A 17,203-nucleotide genomic window follows, 5' to 3' on the forward strand; every position below is an offset into this window, starting at 1 on the left:
AATTAGTAGAAGGAGTATTCGTTTATATTTTGTTAATTTGAATTTGTACGAGTGATACGGCGGTTTAACTCTCCGTAGTCCTTTACTTCAGCTTAAAATCTGTCACGTATTTTTTAGCTTCCTTTACAGCATGGCGGATGATGTTTTTTACGTATATTCCGAATGCCGCATAGAACAGGTCCAGGGTTACAATCCGTTTGAAGACATATTTCCATGAATAAAATCTTTTCATCGAATAGAGCGTTTCCATGTGCAGAGCCGATGGGGTCATCTGTGCCGGTGTAAACACGGTGTGGTGGATGTCGTACTTATCCCACTGTGTGTGAAGAATCCTGCCGGCATTTTGAAGCTCATCATAGACGGGAGTACCGGGCAGCGGGGTTAGTATCATAAACTGGACGGAATCAATCCCCGAGTCGGAGGCAAAGTCAACCGTTTTCCTGATACTTTCAACCGTGTCTGTGTCTGCGCCAAGAACAAACATCCCGTGAACCTTTATCCCATGGTCTTTGAGTGCTTTTACTGAGGCGATATTGTCCTGATGGGTTTGTTTCTTGTCATATGCAACAAGAGTCTCAGGCGTGATTGATTCAAAACCGAGACATGCCGTAAATTTCCCAACCTGCGCCATAAGGCTTAGTAACTCTTCGTCCTTTACCACATTTGGTCTCATCATGGCAGACCATCGGGGGGTGATTCTCTCCTCAAGCATGAAGCGGATAATCTGTTTTGTCCGCGTCCTGTTGGCAGCAAAATTATCGTCAACAAAAAACAACGGCGAGCTGGATACGGCTGCGATTCTTTTTAGTTCATCCGTAACACTCTTAACAGAGCGAAACCTGTACTTTCTGCCAAACATCGGGGAGACCAGGCAAAACCGGCAGTTATAAGCACACCCTCTCATTGTGGCCACTGGGTGAATGTTGGAGTTCTTCCATTTATAAATTAACGAGAAATCAACATCGGGAAGAGAGTCAAGGTCCTGGATAAACTCTCCTGACGGATTGTGTTTAACAGTGCCCTCAGAGGTCTTATACGAGACTCCGGCTATTGTGCTAATATCAGGGGCACCGGTTCTCAGGTAATTGATAATTTTGGGTAGCGCTATATCACCCTCACCCCGCACCACAAAATCGGCAAACCCCAGACACTCCTCAGGCCGGAAAGAAGGATGCGCCCCTCCCATAATTACCGGTATGCCGAGTTTCTTTAATCCGGCGGCGGTTTTGTAAGCAGTACTAACCGTGGAGGTTATCGTTGATATGCAGACAACATCGGAGCTTTCAACAAAACTCCAGTCAGGCCGGCATATGTCTTCTATAAAAACCTTTACCTCAAAGCCCATTTTACTTAAAATTGTTGACAGCAGAACACTGCCTACACGCGGAATGGGAAATCTTCTGAATATGTACGACTCAGGTGACCTGACCTCTATAAATGATATTCTCTTTATATCCATACCGGCGTTATATTAACACTTTTGCAATAAAATAATCTTAAATCATTCAGTGCTGATTTTTTGTGTGATGATATGCTAAATTACAATGGTGTCGAGTTTATTATTTAAAGGAGTGCAGCCATGTACATAGTGATGGTGACGCCGGAGATAGCGCCGGTAGCAAAGGTAGGGGGGCTAGCAGACGTTGTATTTGGGCTTTCGCGTGAGCTTGAAATCAGAGGCAATTCCGTAGAGATAATTTTGCCCAAATATGATTGCATGTGGTATGACCGGATATTTGACCTTCAAGTTGTTTATGATGGACTTTGGGTGCCATATTACAACACATGGATTCATTGCACGGTTTTTTTTGGTTTTGTTCACGGCAGAAAGTGTTTTTTTATAGATTCACATTCAGACAAAAACTTCTTTAGCCGAGGAGTGTTCTACGGCCACGGGGATGACAACGAAAGATTTGCTTTTTTCTGCAGGGCCGCTCTTGAGTTTATGTATAAAGCCGGTAAAAACCCCGATATCATACACTGCCACGACTGGCAGACAGCCCTTGTGCCGGTTCTTTTATACGAAATTTACCAACACATCGGAATGAGCCACCCTCGGGTGATTTTCACACTTCACAATTTAAAACATCAGGGAATAGCCGGTGAATATGCACTCCGTGAGGTTGGTCTTGACGCAGGTAAACTTATTAACTACGAAAGGCTGCAGGATGACCACAACCCTCACGCCATAAACCTCATGAAAGGCGGAATTGTATATTCCAATTTTGTTACCACTGTCTCACCACAGTACGCATGGGATGTGCGCACCTCTGAGCAGGGCTTTGGGATGGGGCATACTCTGCACATTCATCAGAGCAAATTTGGCGGCATATTAAACGGCATTGACTACGATGTGTGGAACCCCGAGATTGACCCGCATATACCCTTTAAGTATGGTACTTCAAACATAGATGATAAGTATAAGAACAAAGAGGCGCTGAGGCATCGTCTCTTGCTGAGGCAGGACCTTAAACCGATAATTTGCGCAATCGGCAGGTTGGACCACCAAAAGGGAGTGCATCTGATAAAGCACGCCCTCTATTACGCTATCCAAAACGGCTGGCAGTTTATTTTACTCGGCTCAAGTCCCGACAGAGCCGTTAATGATGAGTTTCTCCACATAAAACATCAACTTAACGACAATCCCGATTGCCATCTGGAAATCGGATACAATGATGAGCTGTCGCATTTAATGTACGCAGGCTCCGACATGCTTTTGATACCCAGTCTGTTTGAACCCTGCGGCCTTACCCAGATGATTGCCATGAAATACGGCACGATTCCAATAGTACGAAGTACCGGAGGCCTGGCTAACACAGTCTTTGACGCCAATCACTCAGACAGGCCGTTTAACGAAAGAAACGGCTACGTTTTCCACGGCACTGATTACGGCTCTCTTGAGCACGCCATGCACAGGGCTACAGGGCTCTGGTACTCCTACCCCTCCGATTTCAGAAACCTTATATTAAACGCTATGAACTACGATTGGTCATGGAACTGGCCGGGGAAACACTATCTCGATATTTATGAATTTATAAGAAATAAGTAGAAAAGCAGAGATAGAGTGCATGATACCAAGTAGCAGTCAAAAGTAAACACAGGCGACTGGGAGCTTTCGACGAAGCCAACAAAGTTAATCGAATGAATGCAGCTTGGTATGAGAAGGAAGATGAAGTGAAAAGAAAATTGGTATTACATCACACAATCACTATGACCTCTTTCCCTATCACGATTTAGCCTTATTGGTCCAGGCTGTTGCCAGGTTAAAAAGCTGGTCATAATCAACCGGTTTTGAAATATAGTCATCAGCTCCTGCCTCGATGCACTTGTCTCTGTCATCTTTCATTGCTTTGGCAGTAAGGGCTATGATGGGCAGCTTTGCTGTTTTAGGGTTTTTACGTATTTCTCTCATAGCTTCAAAGCCGTCCATTACGGGCATCATTATATCCATAAGAATCAAGTCAATTTTATCGAAGTTGTCCTGTAAAATATCAAGGGCTTTTTGTCCGTTTACCGCAATAAGTGTCTCGGCCCCCTGGCTTTCCAGTGTGGCGGAGAGGACAAATATATTCTTAGAGTCGTCATCCACAACCAATACCCGTTTTCCATCAAGCATTTTTCCGCCGCTCTTTAACGCCGGTATATCCTTTGCGTAGTCCTTATGCACCCTGTGCAAAAACAGCGATACCTCCTCCTTTAGCCGTACATAGGAATTAGCAGTTTTAGCTATTATGCTTTGAGAAAACCTCCTTAGCTGCGCATCCTCCTCCGGTGTTATATCCTTGCCGGTATAGACGATAACAGGCACATCAAAATCATTGTCCCGTATAAATTTACAAAGCTCAATTCCACTGCCGTCTTTTAACTTTAAATCCACAACTACCGCGTCATAAATTTCTTTTTTTAATTCAACCTTTGCCTCCTCCGCCCCTGAAACTCCCGTAACTCTAACATAACTGTCAGCCACCAGCTCGATAAGGGATTCCCTCTGGTGTTGTTCATCCTCAACTATGAGCAAATCTTTGGGGGTTTTAGTTGAAAATTGTGCTATATGGTCTATGGCCTTCTTTATGTCCTCATCTGTTACGGGTTTAGCGGTAAAACCGATGGCTCCCAGGCTTTGCAGATAGACGTCCTTTTCCCTGCCGCTGATTATTTGTATGGGAATGTGAATAGTGGAGCGGTTGGACTTAAGTTCTTTCATAACCTCTATGCCGCTTGTGTCGGGCAGTCCCAAATCAAGAAGTATGCCCATGGGATTGTATTTACGGGCAACATTGAGTCCCTCCTCTGCGGTTAATGCAGTGATGGCTTTAAAACCACCTGCACGGACGCTGTCTCTGAGGATTTCGCAAAACATAAGATCATCCTCCACTATGGCGATGATTTTGTCACCTGGCTGCAAGTTATCCCTGTCGTCATCCAGCTGGTTTTTTCTTGGCACAGAGTCTTTAACAGGCAGCAGAGGCCTGCTTATTTCAACGGAGGGACTTCTCTCTACAGTAACTTGCCTGACAGACTCTGTACGTCCTTCAAACTTAAGAGGTAAGCAGAGGAAAAACTCGCTTCCAGAGCCGTGCCGGCTCTTAACGGTAAGGGTGCCGCCCAGGACTGTGGCAAGCTCGTGGCTTATAGAAAGCCCAAGGCCGCTGCCTCCGTGTTCACGGCTTATTGAACCGTCAGCCTGCTTAAAAGCCTCAAAAACCACATTTAGCTTATCTGCCGGGATACCAATGCCGGTGTCTTTTACTGAAATAAGAACAGGCCGCTTAGTGTCGCCGCTTCTTTTGATTGTAAGGTTTACACTGCCGGTTTTTGTAAATTTAAAGGCGTTTGATAAAAGATTTTTCACAATTTGAGCGGCTTTGTCCTCATCGGAAACTATTTCTGTTTCCAACTCATCTGCAATGTTAAATTGTAGTTTCTTTTCTTTTGCCAGCTCCTCAAACAATTCCTTAAATTTATTCAGGAATCTTGAACTATGGAATTGTTGAATGTTTAAGGCTACAACACCGGATTCTATTTTTGAGAGATCCAGGATGTCATTAATCAGCAACAGCAGATCGTTACCTGAGTTGTATATAACATCAAGTTTTTTAACATCATCGGCACTGAGGTTTCCTGCCTTATTTTGACTCAGTATTTTAGAGAGTAAAATTATCGAATTAAGCGGGGTGCGGATTTCATGTGAAACGTTTGCCAAGAATTCGGATTTATACTTGTTGGCAAGTTCAAGCTCCCTGGTCTTTTTGCTAAGCTCATCCTGTTTTTCAATTAAAAGATAGTTTCTCTGTTTTAGCTCCTCCGATTTAGACTCAAGCAGCTGGTGTTGCTCCTCCATTTGGGTATTGGCCTGTTCAAGTTCCTCGCTTTGTATCTGCAGTTCCTCGTTTGCCCTTTGTGAGGCGTCAAGGAGGTCACGTATCCGGTCTGTTTGAGTGGACAGGAAAATGTAGTTGGCAACAGTGGAGCCGATAAGGTTTAAAAACTCCAGTTTTTGGCTGTCAAACTCCTCATGAGAGGCAAGCTCAATAACCCCCAGTATTTCCTCTTCAAAGAGCAGTGGAAAAGTGTAGGTATTAAGCGGCGGTTCACTCGTTGTTCCGGTTGTAATTACGGAGTGGGTTCTTTTTATGTTTCGTAACAGTATAGGGGATTTTTGAAGTCCCACCTGTCCGACCGTTCCCTCACCAAGCCTAAACTCATTGGAGAGCTCTTGCCTTTCAACAAAAGCATAAGAGGCATAAAGTTTAAAGAGCCTGTTTTCAGAGTCATAAATGAAAAGTGTTCCCACTGCTGAGGACGTATAGGCGGCCACGTAGTCAATGGCCTTAGAGGCAATTTCCATGAGAGTGGGATTTCCTTTTAATATGGTGTTTAGGGTGTTAACACCGTCTTTTATCCAGTTTTGCCTGTCGTTGTTAATTTTATTTTGCCGCAGGGTTTCAGTCATACGTAAAAGGGCTGAGGCAAGCTCGTCTTTTGCACTGAGGGGCATTATTGAAGTTGAATAATCACCCTCAGCTATATGATTGGCTTGATGCACGACATTTTGGAGATTTACTATCATATCCCTCAGGGAATGTCCAAGGATATCGTTTTCGCCCCTTACCTCTACTTGCAGCGAGAAGTTACCCACTGAGACCATATAAGCGATATTTGCTACTTCCCGCAGATTTTCTATCATCCGGTTTATAGAATTACACAGAATGTCATGTTTTCCCTTTGACTCAATTGATGCGGCGAAATTACCCGTGGAGATGGTTTGTGCAATTTCTGCAATATCTCTTAGGGTTTTAGTCATAAAGTTCAGGGAGCCGCCCAGTCTGTCATTATCCGAAAGCAGCACAACATCTTGCGAGTAATCCCCCTGTGCAATGGCATTAGCCTGATTTATAGTTGATTTCATGTTTTGCACAAGGCGGTCTGAGGCTCTGACCATGGCGCCGATTTCATCCCGCGGCAGATACTCAATGGTTTCCTCAGGAATCTGCCCCAGCGACAGAGCCGTTAACCTTCTGCTTATTGCAAGAATCGGCGGTACGAGTGTGGATATAAATCTTTTTGACAGAACAAGAATCATAATCAGCACAATAATCAAAATCGCAAAAAAGGCATACTTGAAACGCTGCAGGGAGATTAAGGCGATTTTTTTATCAGTTGCAGTGAAAAGTGTCCAGGATGCTGAGTCATCGCCCTTTTCAATGGTTATTTTTTTAAGATTTGCAATTGAGCCGCCTTCCATAAAGTTACCGCTTTTGCCGGCGGCAGCCATCTTATATACCTCAGGAAATTCTGTCCTAAAGGACGTTTTTTGGTTTAACAGCTCCTCCCACAGCCTGTCCCTGTTTTCAAGGTAAAGGTATCTGCCTGAACTGTTAAAAAGGTAGAAATCCGTATGACGTGCAGCCTGCTCCCTACCTGTGCTTTGTGCGGCGGCATCAATTGTTTTTAAAATCTCATCTGCAAACAACGAAAGTATAACTACGGCACGGGTAACGTTGTTTTTATCCACAATAGGTGTGCTAAAGACAATTACAGGCGTGTAGGGCCTTATTACCATGTTGCGGTCTTTGGCTAATTCTATATCGGAGGTGTAAATCTGAGATTTTTTCAGAGACAACGTTTCTTTAAAAACCGTGGTGTCAATTAAATTTTCCAAATTCTGTTCATGTATCATTTTTGCAATCTGAACTACTGTCTGAGTTGTTTTATCAAAAGTAATATGGATGTCTTCTCTGCCGTCATGACCGATAATTTGCACGGAGTGATAAATACCTCTTGATTTTACAAATGAATTGAGAACACTTATGGAGACTTTATACCATTCTCTCATCTTTGTCTCTTCACCAATTTCCTCCCAGTGCAGGTATCTTTCAATAAAAACACTGCCTGCTAAAAAATTTAAATCTGATTTAGCGGTGTCTATCTGATGTTCAATATTACCTGCTGTATTTACGGCTTTGATTTCGTTTGTTAAAACGGCGTTGTTAGTGTAACCCCTCAGGGCATTTTCATAGGAGTAATAACCGATTGCCAAAGTTGAAAGCAGGGTCGTTGAAACAAAAATAATAACTATCTTCTTCTTTATGCCAAGACTGGAAAAAACAGTTATTAACTCTTTTATAAACGATTTCACAAAAGCCGCCGTTTTTACCTTATTTAATTGTTTTTATAAGTTGAATTCTCAATAAAGACCAACCCATCAACTGAAGCACATCTGCAGGGATTTTGTTTTTATATGTTTTAGCTGCAGGAGTTATATATATGTTAAGCTTCAGATACGCTTTTAACGTTTGCAGCTCTGAGATTACCATCAGCTGTAGATTAAACACATCGGATGGTTTTGTATGTTCAGCCCTGAAAACAGAGAAATCCACAGTTTCAATTCCCACAGATTTTTGAAGTTTCTGGACATATTCCATTAAAGCATAGGTAGTGTCAAACACTTCCTTAGGGGTTGCATCAGGAAGCCTCTTAGGAGGTATCGTAGAATCATTTAAACCCAACTCATTAACCATCAGGCTGATGTCGTCGAGAATTATCATGCTCTGTGCAAATGTGTAGTCAGGAGTAACCGTCTGTTCCGTTACAAGCTCAAGCTCTAAGAATACCTGATGAAGACGATTAAAAACATCTATGGGATGCTTATCGGAGTACTGTTGCCGGTCAGTGGCTTTCTCGGTAATACCCATCCTGCGTTTAAAGATGCTAAACTCGGTCAGGATTCTTTGGGTTTGCTCATACACAAGCACCGGGTCAACATTAATAACCGGTTCAATTATGGGAATTGAAAGACCTGGAAGGCCGTTCTTTTTTCTTAATAAATTAAGTTTATAGTAAACAGCATAAGACATCTGCCAGACATTGCGGGGTTGTATGTTTGTTTTAAAATCTCTTACCTCGGCGGATGTTTTAATTTTAAAATGTTTTTTTATAATTTCCACCTCTTTCAATATCTGCATAGCTTCAGTGTAAACATCAAAGGAGGCTATCTCTGCGGCAGTTGATTTAAGGGGCAAGGCGGCCGCAATGAATAAAAGAATAAAAAAAACGGCGGCTGCAGATATTCTCCTCAGATTTATAATCTTTTGTTTCAGCTTAGTTTAACTCCTTTTTAATTTTATTATACAAGAATTATGCAATGGAAAAAAATATTTTATTTTGGTATGTTTACATTTATTTCAAATTAAGTATATACTGAAGTGGTATGTTTGGATACAGATTCCTTTTGTGCTGGTCTTGTGAATCCAAAAAAACAAAAAATAAAAGAGCAAGGGTAAAAAATGAAAAAAAATAAGATTCTTTTTGTATCTCCGTTTCAACCATATGGAATAAACGATCAATTCGGGCACAAGGATGTTCAGGGTGAGTTTTTTTTGGCTCATATAACAAGAAATCAGGGGATGTTTCAGATAAGAAGTGTAAATCCGTTTGTTAATTTGCATTTTCTGTCAATAAATATTAAGACACCGTCTGTGGTCTTAGAATATCCAACCGTAGAGATGTATATTAATGAGTTGAAAAAGGGCTGTTATACGCACGTTGCCATAACAACGGTGCTGGCAACAAACCCGAAGGCTAAACATATGATAGAGCTTAGCGCTCAGTACGCTCCGTCAGCGGAAGTAATCATAGGCGGTTACGGTGTGGCAATGGAAAATCCGGAAGCCTATTTCGGCGTTGACTTGGAGCATATTTGCCGCGGAGACGGGGTCACATTTATGAGAAAACTACTGGGTGAGGAAGATGCTCCGGTTTTAAACCCGTTGATAGAGAGCAGGCCATCTCATGTTTTAGGCTTTAAGATGGATACGACTCTTTACATTGTAGGCTCTATGGGTTGTGAGAACAAATGTGAGTACTGTATAACCTCGCATTTTTATGATTGTAAAAATGAAAAGGTATTAAAAAGCGGCAAAGAACTCTACGACCTTATAATGACCCACAGAGCGGCCAACTATGAAACATTAAAGAAAAACGGCGTTCAGACGGTATATATATTTAATGAGAACTTCTTAGGCGACAAAAAACTGGTTGAAGAGTTTGGAGCACTAATTGAGGGTGTGGATGATTTCCCTGTCTCAATAGGATGTTTCGGTTCAGCGGCGGCGGTTATGCAATATGACCATGCGTATTTAGCAAAAATCGGCATATCAAACATTTGGATAGGCGTGGAGTCTCTTAAGTTTAAACACAAAAAATTAAGAGACATTAATATGAATGAAATGTTCCAGTCTTTGTATGAAAATGGGATTTCAACTATCGCCTCTCTTATAATAGGATTTCCATTCCATACACCGGAAAACATTCAGGATGATATAAACTATTTCTTTTCACTTAAGGCTACGTTTTATCAGTTTACAATATACTCCCCAACCCCCGGCACGCCAAGTTTTGAGCTGGCAAAGAAAAACAACTGGATAGGGGCTGATTATGATTTAAGGGCAATAAATGGATTTAATGAGTACTTTAAACATCCAAATTTTGAAAGCGGCGGGCTGGAAGAGGTTCTAAATAGCTGTGTGCAACGGGAGATGGCTGAAAAGGGACCGACCATTTTCAGATATTTGGAAATAGCGGCAAGAAAACTTGAAATAGCGGACCAGAGCACTCTTAACAGCACGGCAAGCTCTTATCAGAAAAAATACTATAAAAGGATATTAGACAGGGCATTGCTGATGTCTCCGCTGGGACTGTTGATAATGCCGACCAGATTTAAGAAAAACGCTTATGTGCTGTCGGTTATTTATAAGATGCTAAAGGCACGGAAGATATCCGGCCTGTTGGCGCTCTTGTTGTCTCCGCTGGGAATGCTCTATGTGTTAGTTTATAATTTATTTTATGACAAGACAGAGCAGCCGGAAGCCATAGCCTTCGTGTATGAAAACTACAAGCAAATACCGGAAGAAAAATACACGGAAAGTACAAATCCAACGGGGCTGTTTGCCAGAATCTCAGAGAGTATAAAAAATATATTTACAACAAAACCTGAAGCATCACTAAGTCCTGAACCGTCTGTGAATAAACAATAATCAGCTGACTATACTGATATTTTGCAGGGACCGCTAAATTTTGATTATATCAGATTTAGCGGCTCTTTATTTTTATAGTAAACCTATAGCCTTAAAAAATGTTGAGGAGAAAGTATTTAATAGATATACAGAATACCGGTTTTAAAGTCGGAGGTTGAAAAGCTTCTCTGTGCGGATAAATAAATACATGGGCGGCGGAAAGACAATAGCCCCTCACAACGAAAGGGATGAGACACTGTTTCTTATAGAGAATCCTCTGAGGACTGGAATTCCTTTGCCTCTGTACTGAACCATTACCTTGTGGCTTTGCCCCATGCCGCCGCCGGTAATGAGCCTCTTAATCTTTGCCGCCTGAAAAAGAAAATCTTCTGTATGAGCCGTCTCAGCTAAAAATTCATCAATGCCCAGAGAAACCAGAAATGTCCCCTGCGGGCAGTACCCCAAGCACTCAAAGCCCATCAAGAGCCCCCACTGCATTAAAGACGTGAAATTAACGTGCGCTGTTATATCCTGAGCGCCGATATTTATATAAGGGTTTTCATTTACACTATGCCTGTGGTAACACATAAGTGTTCCTCTGTTTCGCTCCGGCGCATAGTACTCCCACGCTGTGTAACCATAATCTATTGTTAATATAAATCCTTCAGACAAAAATCCTGAAATCTCCAAAAGCCAGTCTCTTAGACCCAAATTTATTTCCGTCCTGTATCCAACACTTAAATCAAGCGGGATTGATATGTTAAATTCCCTGAAATAATCCGATACGCCTATGGATGGACTGAAAAAAATTTCCTTAAAATTTTCATCAACGAAAACCTCCTCGATTTTGTGTTTTTTTGCAAATACTAAATTAACCGCAAATGAATCCAATAACTCATTTGAAATAACGCATCCCAAAACCTGCGGGAAATCTTTCGTATCAGCGTGCCATATGACTTTATTTGAGAAGTCAGTAAGTTTTTCCTTTTGCTTAACTTGAAAATAAGGGTTTCGTTCAACAATTACATACGATATGCTGTCAAAAATCTCCTTGTCTTTCAAACTGCGCATTATGTCAAAACAAAGCAATCCGCCCCCGCCGCCATACTCTATAATATGAAAACATTCCGGTTTTTTCATTAGTTCCCACATCTGCTGAATCTGCCCTGCTAAGGCCCATCCAAACGCACTATGAAGATTTGCTGCTGTGAAGAAATCCCCCCTGCGGCCTATCTCTGTACCGTTGTTCATGTAATACCCAAGTTCAGGGAAATAGAGTGCCATGTCCATAAAAGACCTAAAGCTAATCGGCCCATGCCGCCGTATCCGCTCTTTTATGATTTGCTCAAGAGCCATGTTAGAGAGGATTAAGACAAAGGCGTTGCCCGTTGCAGCAGTGATGTCTCAAAAGTAATGTTTCCCTTATAGAGATTCCGAAAGTCTCCTCAAGCTTGCTTTTTCACCGAGAATCTCCTTAGCCTCACCCAATAAATAAAACGAACCGGTTACTACTATTAATGAACCTGGACGGTACAAATCCATTGCTTTGTTGAGTGCCTCGACAACTGTTTCCGTTAAATGAAAACTCCTGGCACTGAATTTCCCTGTGCACTCAGAGAGCAGACTCTCCGGCTTTTCAGCCCTGCTATAAGAGGGGGCGGTAAAGATAATCTCATCCCCTATGGGAACTATCTCATCAAGCATATGCTTCCAGTCCTTATCATTCATAGTGGCAAGGATCAAAATTACTCTGTCGTAGGGAGAGCCGGGGTTGCCGGTCTTTAAATAAACATTCCACAGTGTTTCAGAGAGCAGGCTTAACGCATCGGTGTTATGAGCGCCGTCAAACAGAAAATGAAAGTTGTCAATGATGTTAAGCTCGTTCCTTCCGGGCCATTTAATTTGCTTTAATGACTCTTTAAGCATATATTCGTTGCCGTTAATTTTACCACTTTCCCTCAGTAACTCCCACGCCCTGACGGCACAGATTATGTTTATTGCCTGATGGTGGCCTACAACAGGCGCAAACAGCCTTTTTATTGTGCTCCTGCCGTGGTAGTTAAAGGTACTTCCCTGCATGGTAGTCATCAGGTTTTTTACGGAGAAGTTCTCTCCATATAGATGCATGGGGCTTTGGTTTTCCATACAAGCATCAGTAATTACCTCTAATGCCTCAGGCCGCTGTGGTGACACTATAACCGGTACATGTGATTTAATTATTCCGGCTTTTTCAAATGCTATTTTTTCAATTGTATCGCCAAGGAACTCCTTATGGTCCTCACCGATTGTTGTTATTATTGAAAGAGCAGGGGTGACAACGTTGGTTGAGTCAAAGCGTCCGCCCATACCGGTCTCTAAAACAACCCAATCGCACTCCGTGTTTTTAAAATAAAGAAATGCCATGGCTGTTACAAATTCAAAAAATGTCGGCTTTATATCAGGGTGCTCTCTAAGAGCGTCTAAAATCACACCGGTTAGGGTTACAACCTCACTTTCGGAAATCTCAGAACCGTCTATTGTGATACGCTCGGTAAAGCGCACCATATGGGGTGAGGTAAACAGGCCGGTTTTGTAACCGGCTCCGGTAAGGATACTTTGCATAACTTTGGCAGTTGTGCCTTTACCGTTTGTACCTGCAATATGGATGATTTTTACGTCAGACTCAGGGTTATGTAAAAGAGCACAAATACATCGAGTATTCTGAAGGCCTAATTTTATCCCGTGTTTTTGCAGTGAGTATAGATAGTTGACAGCTTCAGCGTAATCCATCAGTCAGGTTTGCAGTTAGAATTCTGATAATGTTGGAAAGAGTGGCCTTTAAATCTCTCCTGTGGACAACCTTATCAATGAGTCCGTTTTTAAGAAGGAACTCCGCCTGTTGAAAATCTTCCGGTAACTGGCGGTTTATAGTTTGCTGGATGACCCTTGCCCCGGCAAATCCTATAAGGCTTCTGGGCTCAGCTATTATAATGTCGCCAAGCATGGCAAAACTAGCGCTTACGCCGCCAAAGGTGGGGTCAGTTAAAACAGTAATGTACGGTATCTGTTGTTCCTTTAAGGCGGCTATTGTGCAGGAGACCTTCGCCATTTGCATGAGAGAGAAAATCCCCTCCTGCATCCTTGCACCCCCGGATGATGTAAACACTATCAGAGGTATCCTCTCTTGTAATGAGCGCTCAGCCGCTCTTACGATTTTCTCTCCGACTACGGAGCCCATACTGCCACCCATGAAAGAGAAATCCATTATTGAGAGCACCACAGGCTGCCGGTTTATCGCACCACGGCCTGTCACCACAGCCTCTTTGAGATTACTCTTTACCTCGCTGCTTTTTATCCGTCCCATGTACGTTACAGTGTCTTTAAACTCAAGCGGATCGTTTGCAGTAAGGTTTGAATCCATTTCCTCAAAACTGCCGCCGTCTGCCGTAAGAGCTATCCGTTCCTTTGCCCCTATACGGAAGTGGTAATTACACTTGGGGCAGATTTTAAGGTTTTTTTCAAATTCCTTGCGATAGATTATCTCCTTACAAAGCGTACATTTGACCCACAGGCCCTCAGGGATTTTTACTTTTCTATGCGTCTGTGTATCTATGGGTTTTTTAAACCATGGCAAAACAGGGGTCTCCTCTTGTTAAATAGCCTTTCTTAAACTAATTATATAATTTTCGAGATTTTTTTCATCATTAAGCATGGCTGAGACTATAGAGCTTCCCACAATTACGCCGTCTGCGTGGCGGGCTATCTCTGAGGCCTCCTCCGGTGATTTTATGCCAAACCCCACGGCCACTGGTTTACCGGAAATTTTTTTGATTTTTCCGACCATCTCTTTCAGCTCAGCCCCTATACTGATTGTTGAGCCGGTTATGCCGGTTATGGAAACATAGTATATAAAACCCCGGGAGGCTTGTGATACAAGTTTTATTCTATCGCCGGTTGAGGTGGGAGCCAGTAGGTAAATTGTATCAAGGTTATTTTTAAGGGCAAGTCCCTTAAAGCCCGGTTCCTCATCAGGCGGCAAATCAGGGATTATTACTCCGTCCACACCCTTTTGTACGGCATCAAGGATAAACATCTCCATCCCATACTTAAACACCGGATTGAAGTATGTCATAAGGACAATGGCTATATCGGTCTTCTTACGTAATCCGGCAACAAGGTCAAGAACTTTCCTGAGGGTGATGCCGTTTTTAACGGCTATATCAGCTGCTGCCTGAATTGTCGGACCATCGGCAAGGGGGTCGGAAAAAGGCACTCCCAGCTCCACTATGTCACACCCAAGCCGTGCAAAGTTTAAAACCCATTCCTCAGTCTTTTCCAGAGATGGACACCCGGCCATTATGTAGGGGATAAATGCCCTCTTTCCTTCTTTCAAAATGGTTTCAAATCTCCGCCCTATTCGTGTGTTTTCCATATCTTCCTCTTATCTTTTCACTTTAGTCCGGCTCATGGTTTGCTATTATAACTTAAATTCCTAAAAAGGACAAAATTTTTTAAGGATGAAAGGCGTCAGTCGTGACATTATTGAAAACCCTTGTACTCTGAATTTGCCGGCGATTATGTCTATAAGGGTTGCGTAGGTTTGGGTTGCTCTTTTTTCAGAGGGCAACTCTTTGATGAAAAGCAACAGAACAGTTGATGTTTTTTATATTGATAATCTCAAACAAATAATCCCCCATTTCTTATATTTAACGGCTTATCTCCCACATATAAAAGTATCTGTCTTGGTAATCTGTCATAATCGTTGAAAATACGTGCATAATAAAGAAACATCCGCTTTAACATTTTCTCAGGATACACAGCTCAATATAACAAGGAATCATTTAGTTAACACAAATGTAACATAATTTTCACTTTGTTGTAACAATTAAAATGTTAGTATTGTCGTAATGCAAAGTAAGGAAGAGTCTGAATAGTTTTGTTTAGCAACGAGCTTAAAGAAAAGCTGATAGAGGGGCTTTTGTTTTTGTCCGCCCTTTTATCCGTGTTAACAACAGTCGGGATTGTATTGGTCCTGGTGTTTGAGACTTATGAGTTTTTTATGGTTGTCAAAATCAGGGATTTTCTGTTTGACACACAGTGGACGCCTTTGTTTGAAGATAAACACTTTGGGATTATGTCACTGTTTTGCGGCACCCTTCTAACTACACTTATCTCTATGCTGATATCATTACCGATAGGACTTATCGGCGCCGTCTATACGAGTGAATATGCCGGCGCAAAGACAAGAAAGATATTGAAACCGGCAATTGAAATTTTGGCGGCTGTACCCACGGTAGTTTATGGCTACTTTGCCCTGCTTTTAATTACCCCGTTTTTACAGAAAATCATTCCTGAGCTTTCCGGTTTTAACTCAATCAGTCCGGGCATTGTGATGGGCATAATGATAATACCTGTGGTGCTTTCCATAAGCGAGGACTCACTCAGGGCTGTACCGATAAGTATCCGGGAGGGGTCATACGCCCTTGGGGCATCTAAACTCCAGACGTCTTTTAAAATAGTGCTCCCTGCGGCTCTTTCAGGTGTGGCGGCGGCATTTATTCTGGGCATATCAAGGGCAATCGGCGAGACGATGATTGTTGCCATAGCAGCCGGTCAGCAGCCCCGCTTTACGCTAAACCCCCTCATTCCCATAGAGACCGTTACTGCATACATTGTGCAGGTTAGCCTCGGGGATACACCGACCGGGACAATAGAATTTAAAACTATTTTTGCCGCCGGAATGAGTCTTTTTGTAGTTACTTTTTTGTTAAATATCCTCAGTTATCATTTAAAGAAGAAATTCAGATATGTTTATGAATAAATCTAAAAATTCAGAAATATTTAACAAGTGTTTTTCTGTAATTGGTTTTCTTGCTGCGGTTTTTGGTCTTGTAATAGTGATTTTTCTCATATACAATGTCTTTACCACAGGGTATCCAAGGTTAAGCTGGAAATTTTTGTCAAGTTTTCCATCCAGAAAGCCTTTAGAGGCCGGGATTCTGTCAGCATGGGTAGGGTCGGTGTGGATAGTGGTAACCACCGTGATGGTTTCGTTTCCTGTTGGAGTTGCCGCTGCTATTTACCTTGAGGAATATGCTCGGAAGAACTGGATGACCGAGGTGATAGAAATCAATATAGCCAACCTTTCAGCCGTGCCGTCAATAATTTACGGGCTTTTAGGGCTTGAGTTGTTTGTACGAATTTTAAAGTTAGGAAACAGTGTTCTTGCCGGAGGGTTGACGATGGGGCTGCTGGTATTGCCGATAATTATAATATCCTCCAGAGAGGCTATAAGGTCAATACCTTCAACGATACGGGAGGCCTCATATGCGCTTGGGGCTACTAAATGGCAAACCATAAGAAAGCAGGTGTTACCCTCTGCAATGCCCGGGATTCTAACCGGCGCAATCCTTGCCATATCACGTGCTATTGGGGAGGCGGCGCCTCTTATAATGATAGGCGCTCTTACTTACATAGCGTTTCTGCCTGAGATGCCGATAAAGACGGAATTTCCATTCTTTTCTCTGCAGGGGTTTATGGATGGATTTACCAATTTGCCGATTCAGATATTTAACTGGGTATCAAGACCGCAACGGGAGTTTTCAGTTAACGCCGCCGCCGGTATTACCGTTTTGCTGGTCATTGTTTTTATCATTAACGGACTCGTTGCAGTGCTCAGAAATAAATACGAAAAAAAGATGCGTTGGTAA

At 42.4% G+C, this 17,203-nt stretch carries 11 protein-coding genes; 4 read left to right on the top strand and 7 right to left on the bottom strand.

The genetic code is table 11. The features are described 5' to 3' along the window. Window positions 1–82: 82 nt before the first annotated feature. On the bottom strand, window positions 83–1,459 hold the full coding sequence (locus H7844_01185) for a B12-binding domain-containing radical SAM protein (protein MEO5355895.1): 1,377 nt from the start codon (window positions 1,457–1,459) through the stop codon (window positions 83–85). Between the two features lie 120 nt (window positions 1,460–1,579). Between H7844_01185 and H7844_01190 the strand changes: the two genes are divergently transcribed. Beyond that, window positions 1,580–3,049 carry a glycogen synthase gene (locus H7844_01190; GenBank protein MEO5355896.1) on the top strand — a complete coding sequence of 490 codons (1,470 nt, stop codon included), beginning with the start codon at window positions 1,580–1,582 and terminating at the stop codon, window positions 3,047–3,049. Window positions 3,050–3,226: 177 nt separating this feature from the next. Here the strand turns inward: H7844_01190 and H7844_01195 are convergent, their stop codons facing one another. Together H7844_01195 and H7844_01200 are read right to left on the bottom strand one after the other, a co-directional pair. After that, entirely contained in the window at window positions 3,227–7,639 is a 4,413-nt protein-coding gene (locus tag H7844_01195; GenBank protein MEO5355897.1) for a response regulator, read from the bottom strand. Between the two features lie 19 nt (window positions 7,640–7,658). Beyond that, window positions 7,659–8,522: a hypothetical protein gene (locus H7844_01200; protein MEO5355898.1), complete on the bottom strand. Its 864-nt coding sequence runs from the start codon at window positions 8,520–8,522 to the stop codon at window positions 7,659–7,661. Window positions 8,523–8,786: 264 nt separating this feature from the next. On the opposite strand from H7844_01200, the gene H7844_01205 reads away from it, so the two are divergent. Then, window positions 8,787–10,535, top strand: coding sequence for a hypothetical protein (locus H7844_01205; GenBank protein ID MEO5355899.1), 1,749 nt, complete (start codon window positions 8,787–8,789; stop codon window positions 10,533–10,535). Window positions 10,536–10,748: 213 nt separating this feature from the next. Here H7844_01205 and H7844_01210 read toward each other — a convergent pair whose 3' ends face one another. The 4 genes from H7844_01210 to trpA form a co-directional block, all read right to left on the bottom strand. Then, a complete protein-coding gene (locus tag H7844_01210; GenBank protein ID MEO5355900.1) occupies window positions 10,749–11,870 on the bottom strand; it encodes an SAM-dependent methyltransferase in 1,122 nt (373 codons plus the stop codon). Between the two features lie 66 nt (window positions 11,871–11,936). Continuing rightward, window positions 11,937–13,283 carry a bifunctional folylpolyglutamate synthase/dihydrofolate synthase gene (locus H7844_01215; GenBank protein MEO5355901.1) on the bottom strand — a complete coding sequence of 449 codons (1,347 nt, stop codon included), beginning with the start codon at window positions 13,281–13,283 and terminating at the stop codon, window positions 11,937–11,939. Next, window positions 13,270–14,127: an acetyl-CoA carboxylase, carboxyltransferase subunit beta gene (accD, locus tag H7844_01220; GenBank protein ID MEO5355902.1), complete on the bottom strand. Its 858-nt coding sequence runs from the start codon at window positions 14,125–14,127 to the stop codon at window positions 13,270–13,272. Before accD ends, H7844_01215 begins: the two co-directional genes overlap by 14 nt. 18 nt (window positions 14,128–14,145) lie before the next feature. Beyond that, complete coding sequence (trpA, locus tag H7844_01225; protein ID MEO5355903.1) at window positions 14,146–14,925, bottom strand: tryptophan synthase subunit alpha; 780 nt, start codon at window positions 14,923–14,925, stop codon at window positions 14,146–14,148. Window positions 14,926–15,429: 504 nt separating this feature from the next. Here trpA and pstC point away from each other — a divergent pair. Then, complete coding sequence (gene pstC / locus H7844_01230) at window positions 15,430–16,314, top strand: phosphate ABC transporter permease subunit PstC (GenBank protein MEO5355904.1); 885 nt, start codon at window positions 15,430–15,432, stop codon at window positions 16,312–16,314. Continuing rightward, window positions 16,307–17,203 (top strand): phosphate ABC transporter permease PstA, encoded by an 897-nt coding sequence (gene pstA / locus H7844_01235; protein ID MEO5355905.1) that lies wholly within the window; start codon window positions 16,307–16,309, stop codon window positions 17,201–17,203. Before pstC ends, pstA begins: the two co-directional genes overlap by 8 nt.

The sequence above is a fragment of the Nitrospirae bacterium YQR-1 genome (assembly GCA_039908095.1).
GTDB lineage: Bacteria > Nitrospirota > Thermodesulfovibrionia > Thermodesulfovibrionales > Magnetobacteriaceae > Magnetomonas.

Excerpts from the sequence above, each read along its gene's own strand:
- H7844_01185 (MEO5355895.1), bottom strand. The coding sequence starts at position 1,459 with ATGGATATAAAGAGAATATCATTTATAGAGGTCAGGTCACCTGAGTCG.
- H7844_01190 (MEO5355896.1), top strand. The coding sequence starts at position 1,580 with ATGTACATAGTGATGGTGACGCCGGAGATAGCGCCGGTAGCAAAGGTA.
- H7844_01205 (MEO5355899.1), top strand. The coding sequence starts at position 8,787 with ATGAAAAAAAATAAGATTCTTTTTGTATCTCCGTTTCAACCATATGGA.
- H7844_01210 (MEO5355900.1), bottom strand. The coding sequence starts at position 11,870 with ATGGCTCTTGAGCAAATCATAAAAGAGCGGATACGGCGGCATGGGCCG.
- H7844_01215 (MEO5355901.1), bottom strand. The coding sequence starts at position 13,283 with ATGGATTACGCTGAAGCTGTCAACTATCTATACTCACTGCAAAAACAC.
- trpA (MEO5355903.1), bottom strand. The coding sequence starts at position 14,925 with ATGGAAAACACACGAATAGGGCGGAGATTTGAAACCATTTTGAAAGAA.
- pstA (MEO5355905.1), top strand. The coding sequence starts at position 16,307 with ATGAATAAATCTAAAAATTCAGAAATATTTAACAAGTGTTTTTCTGTA.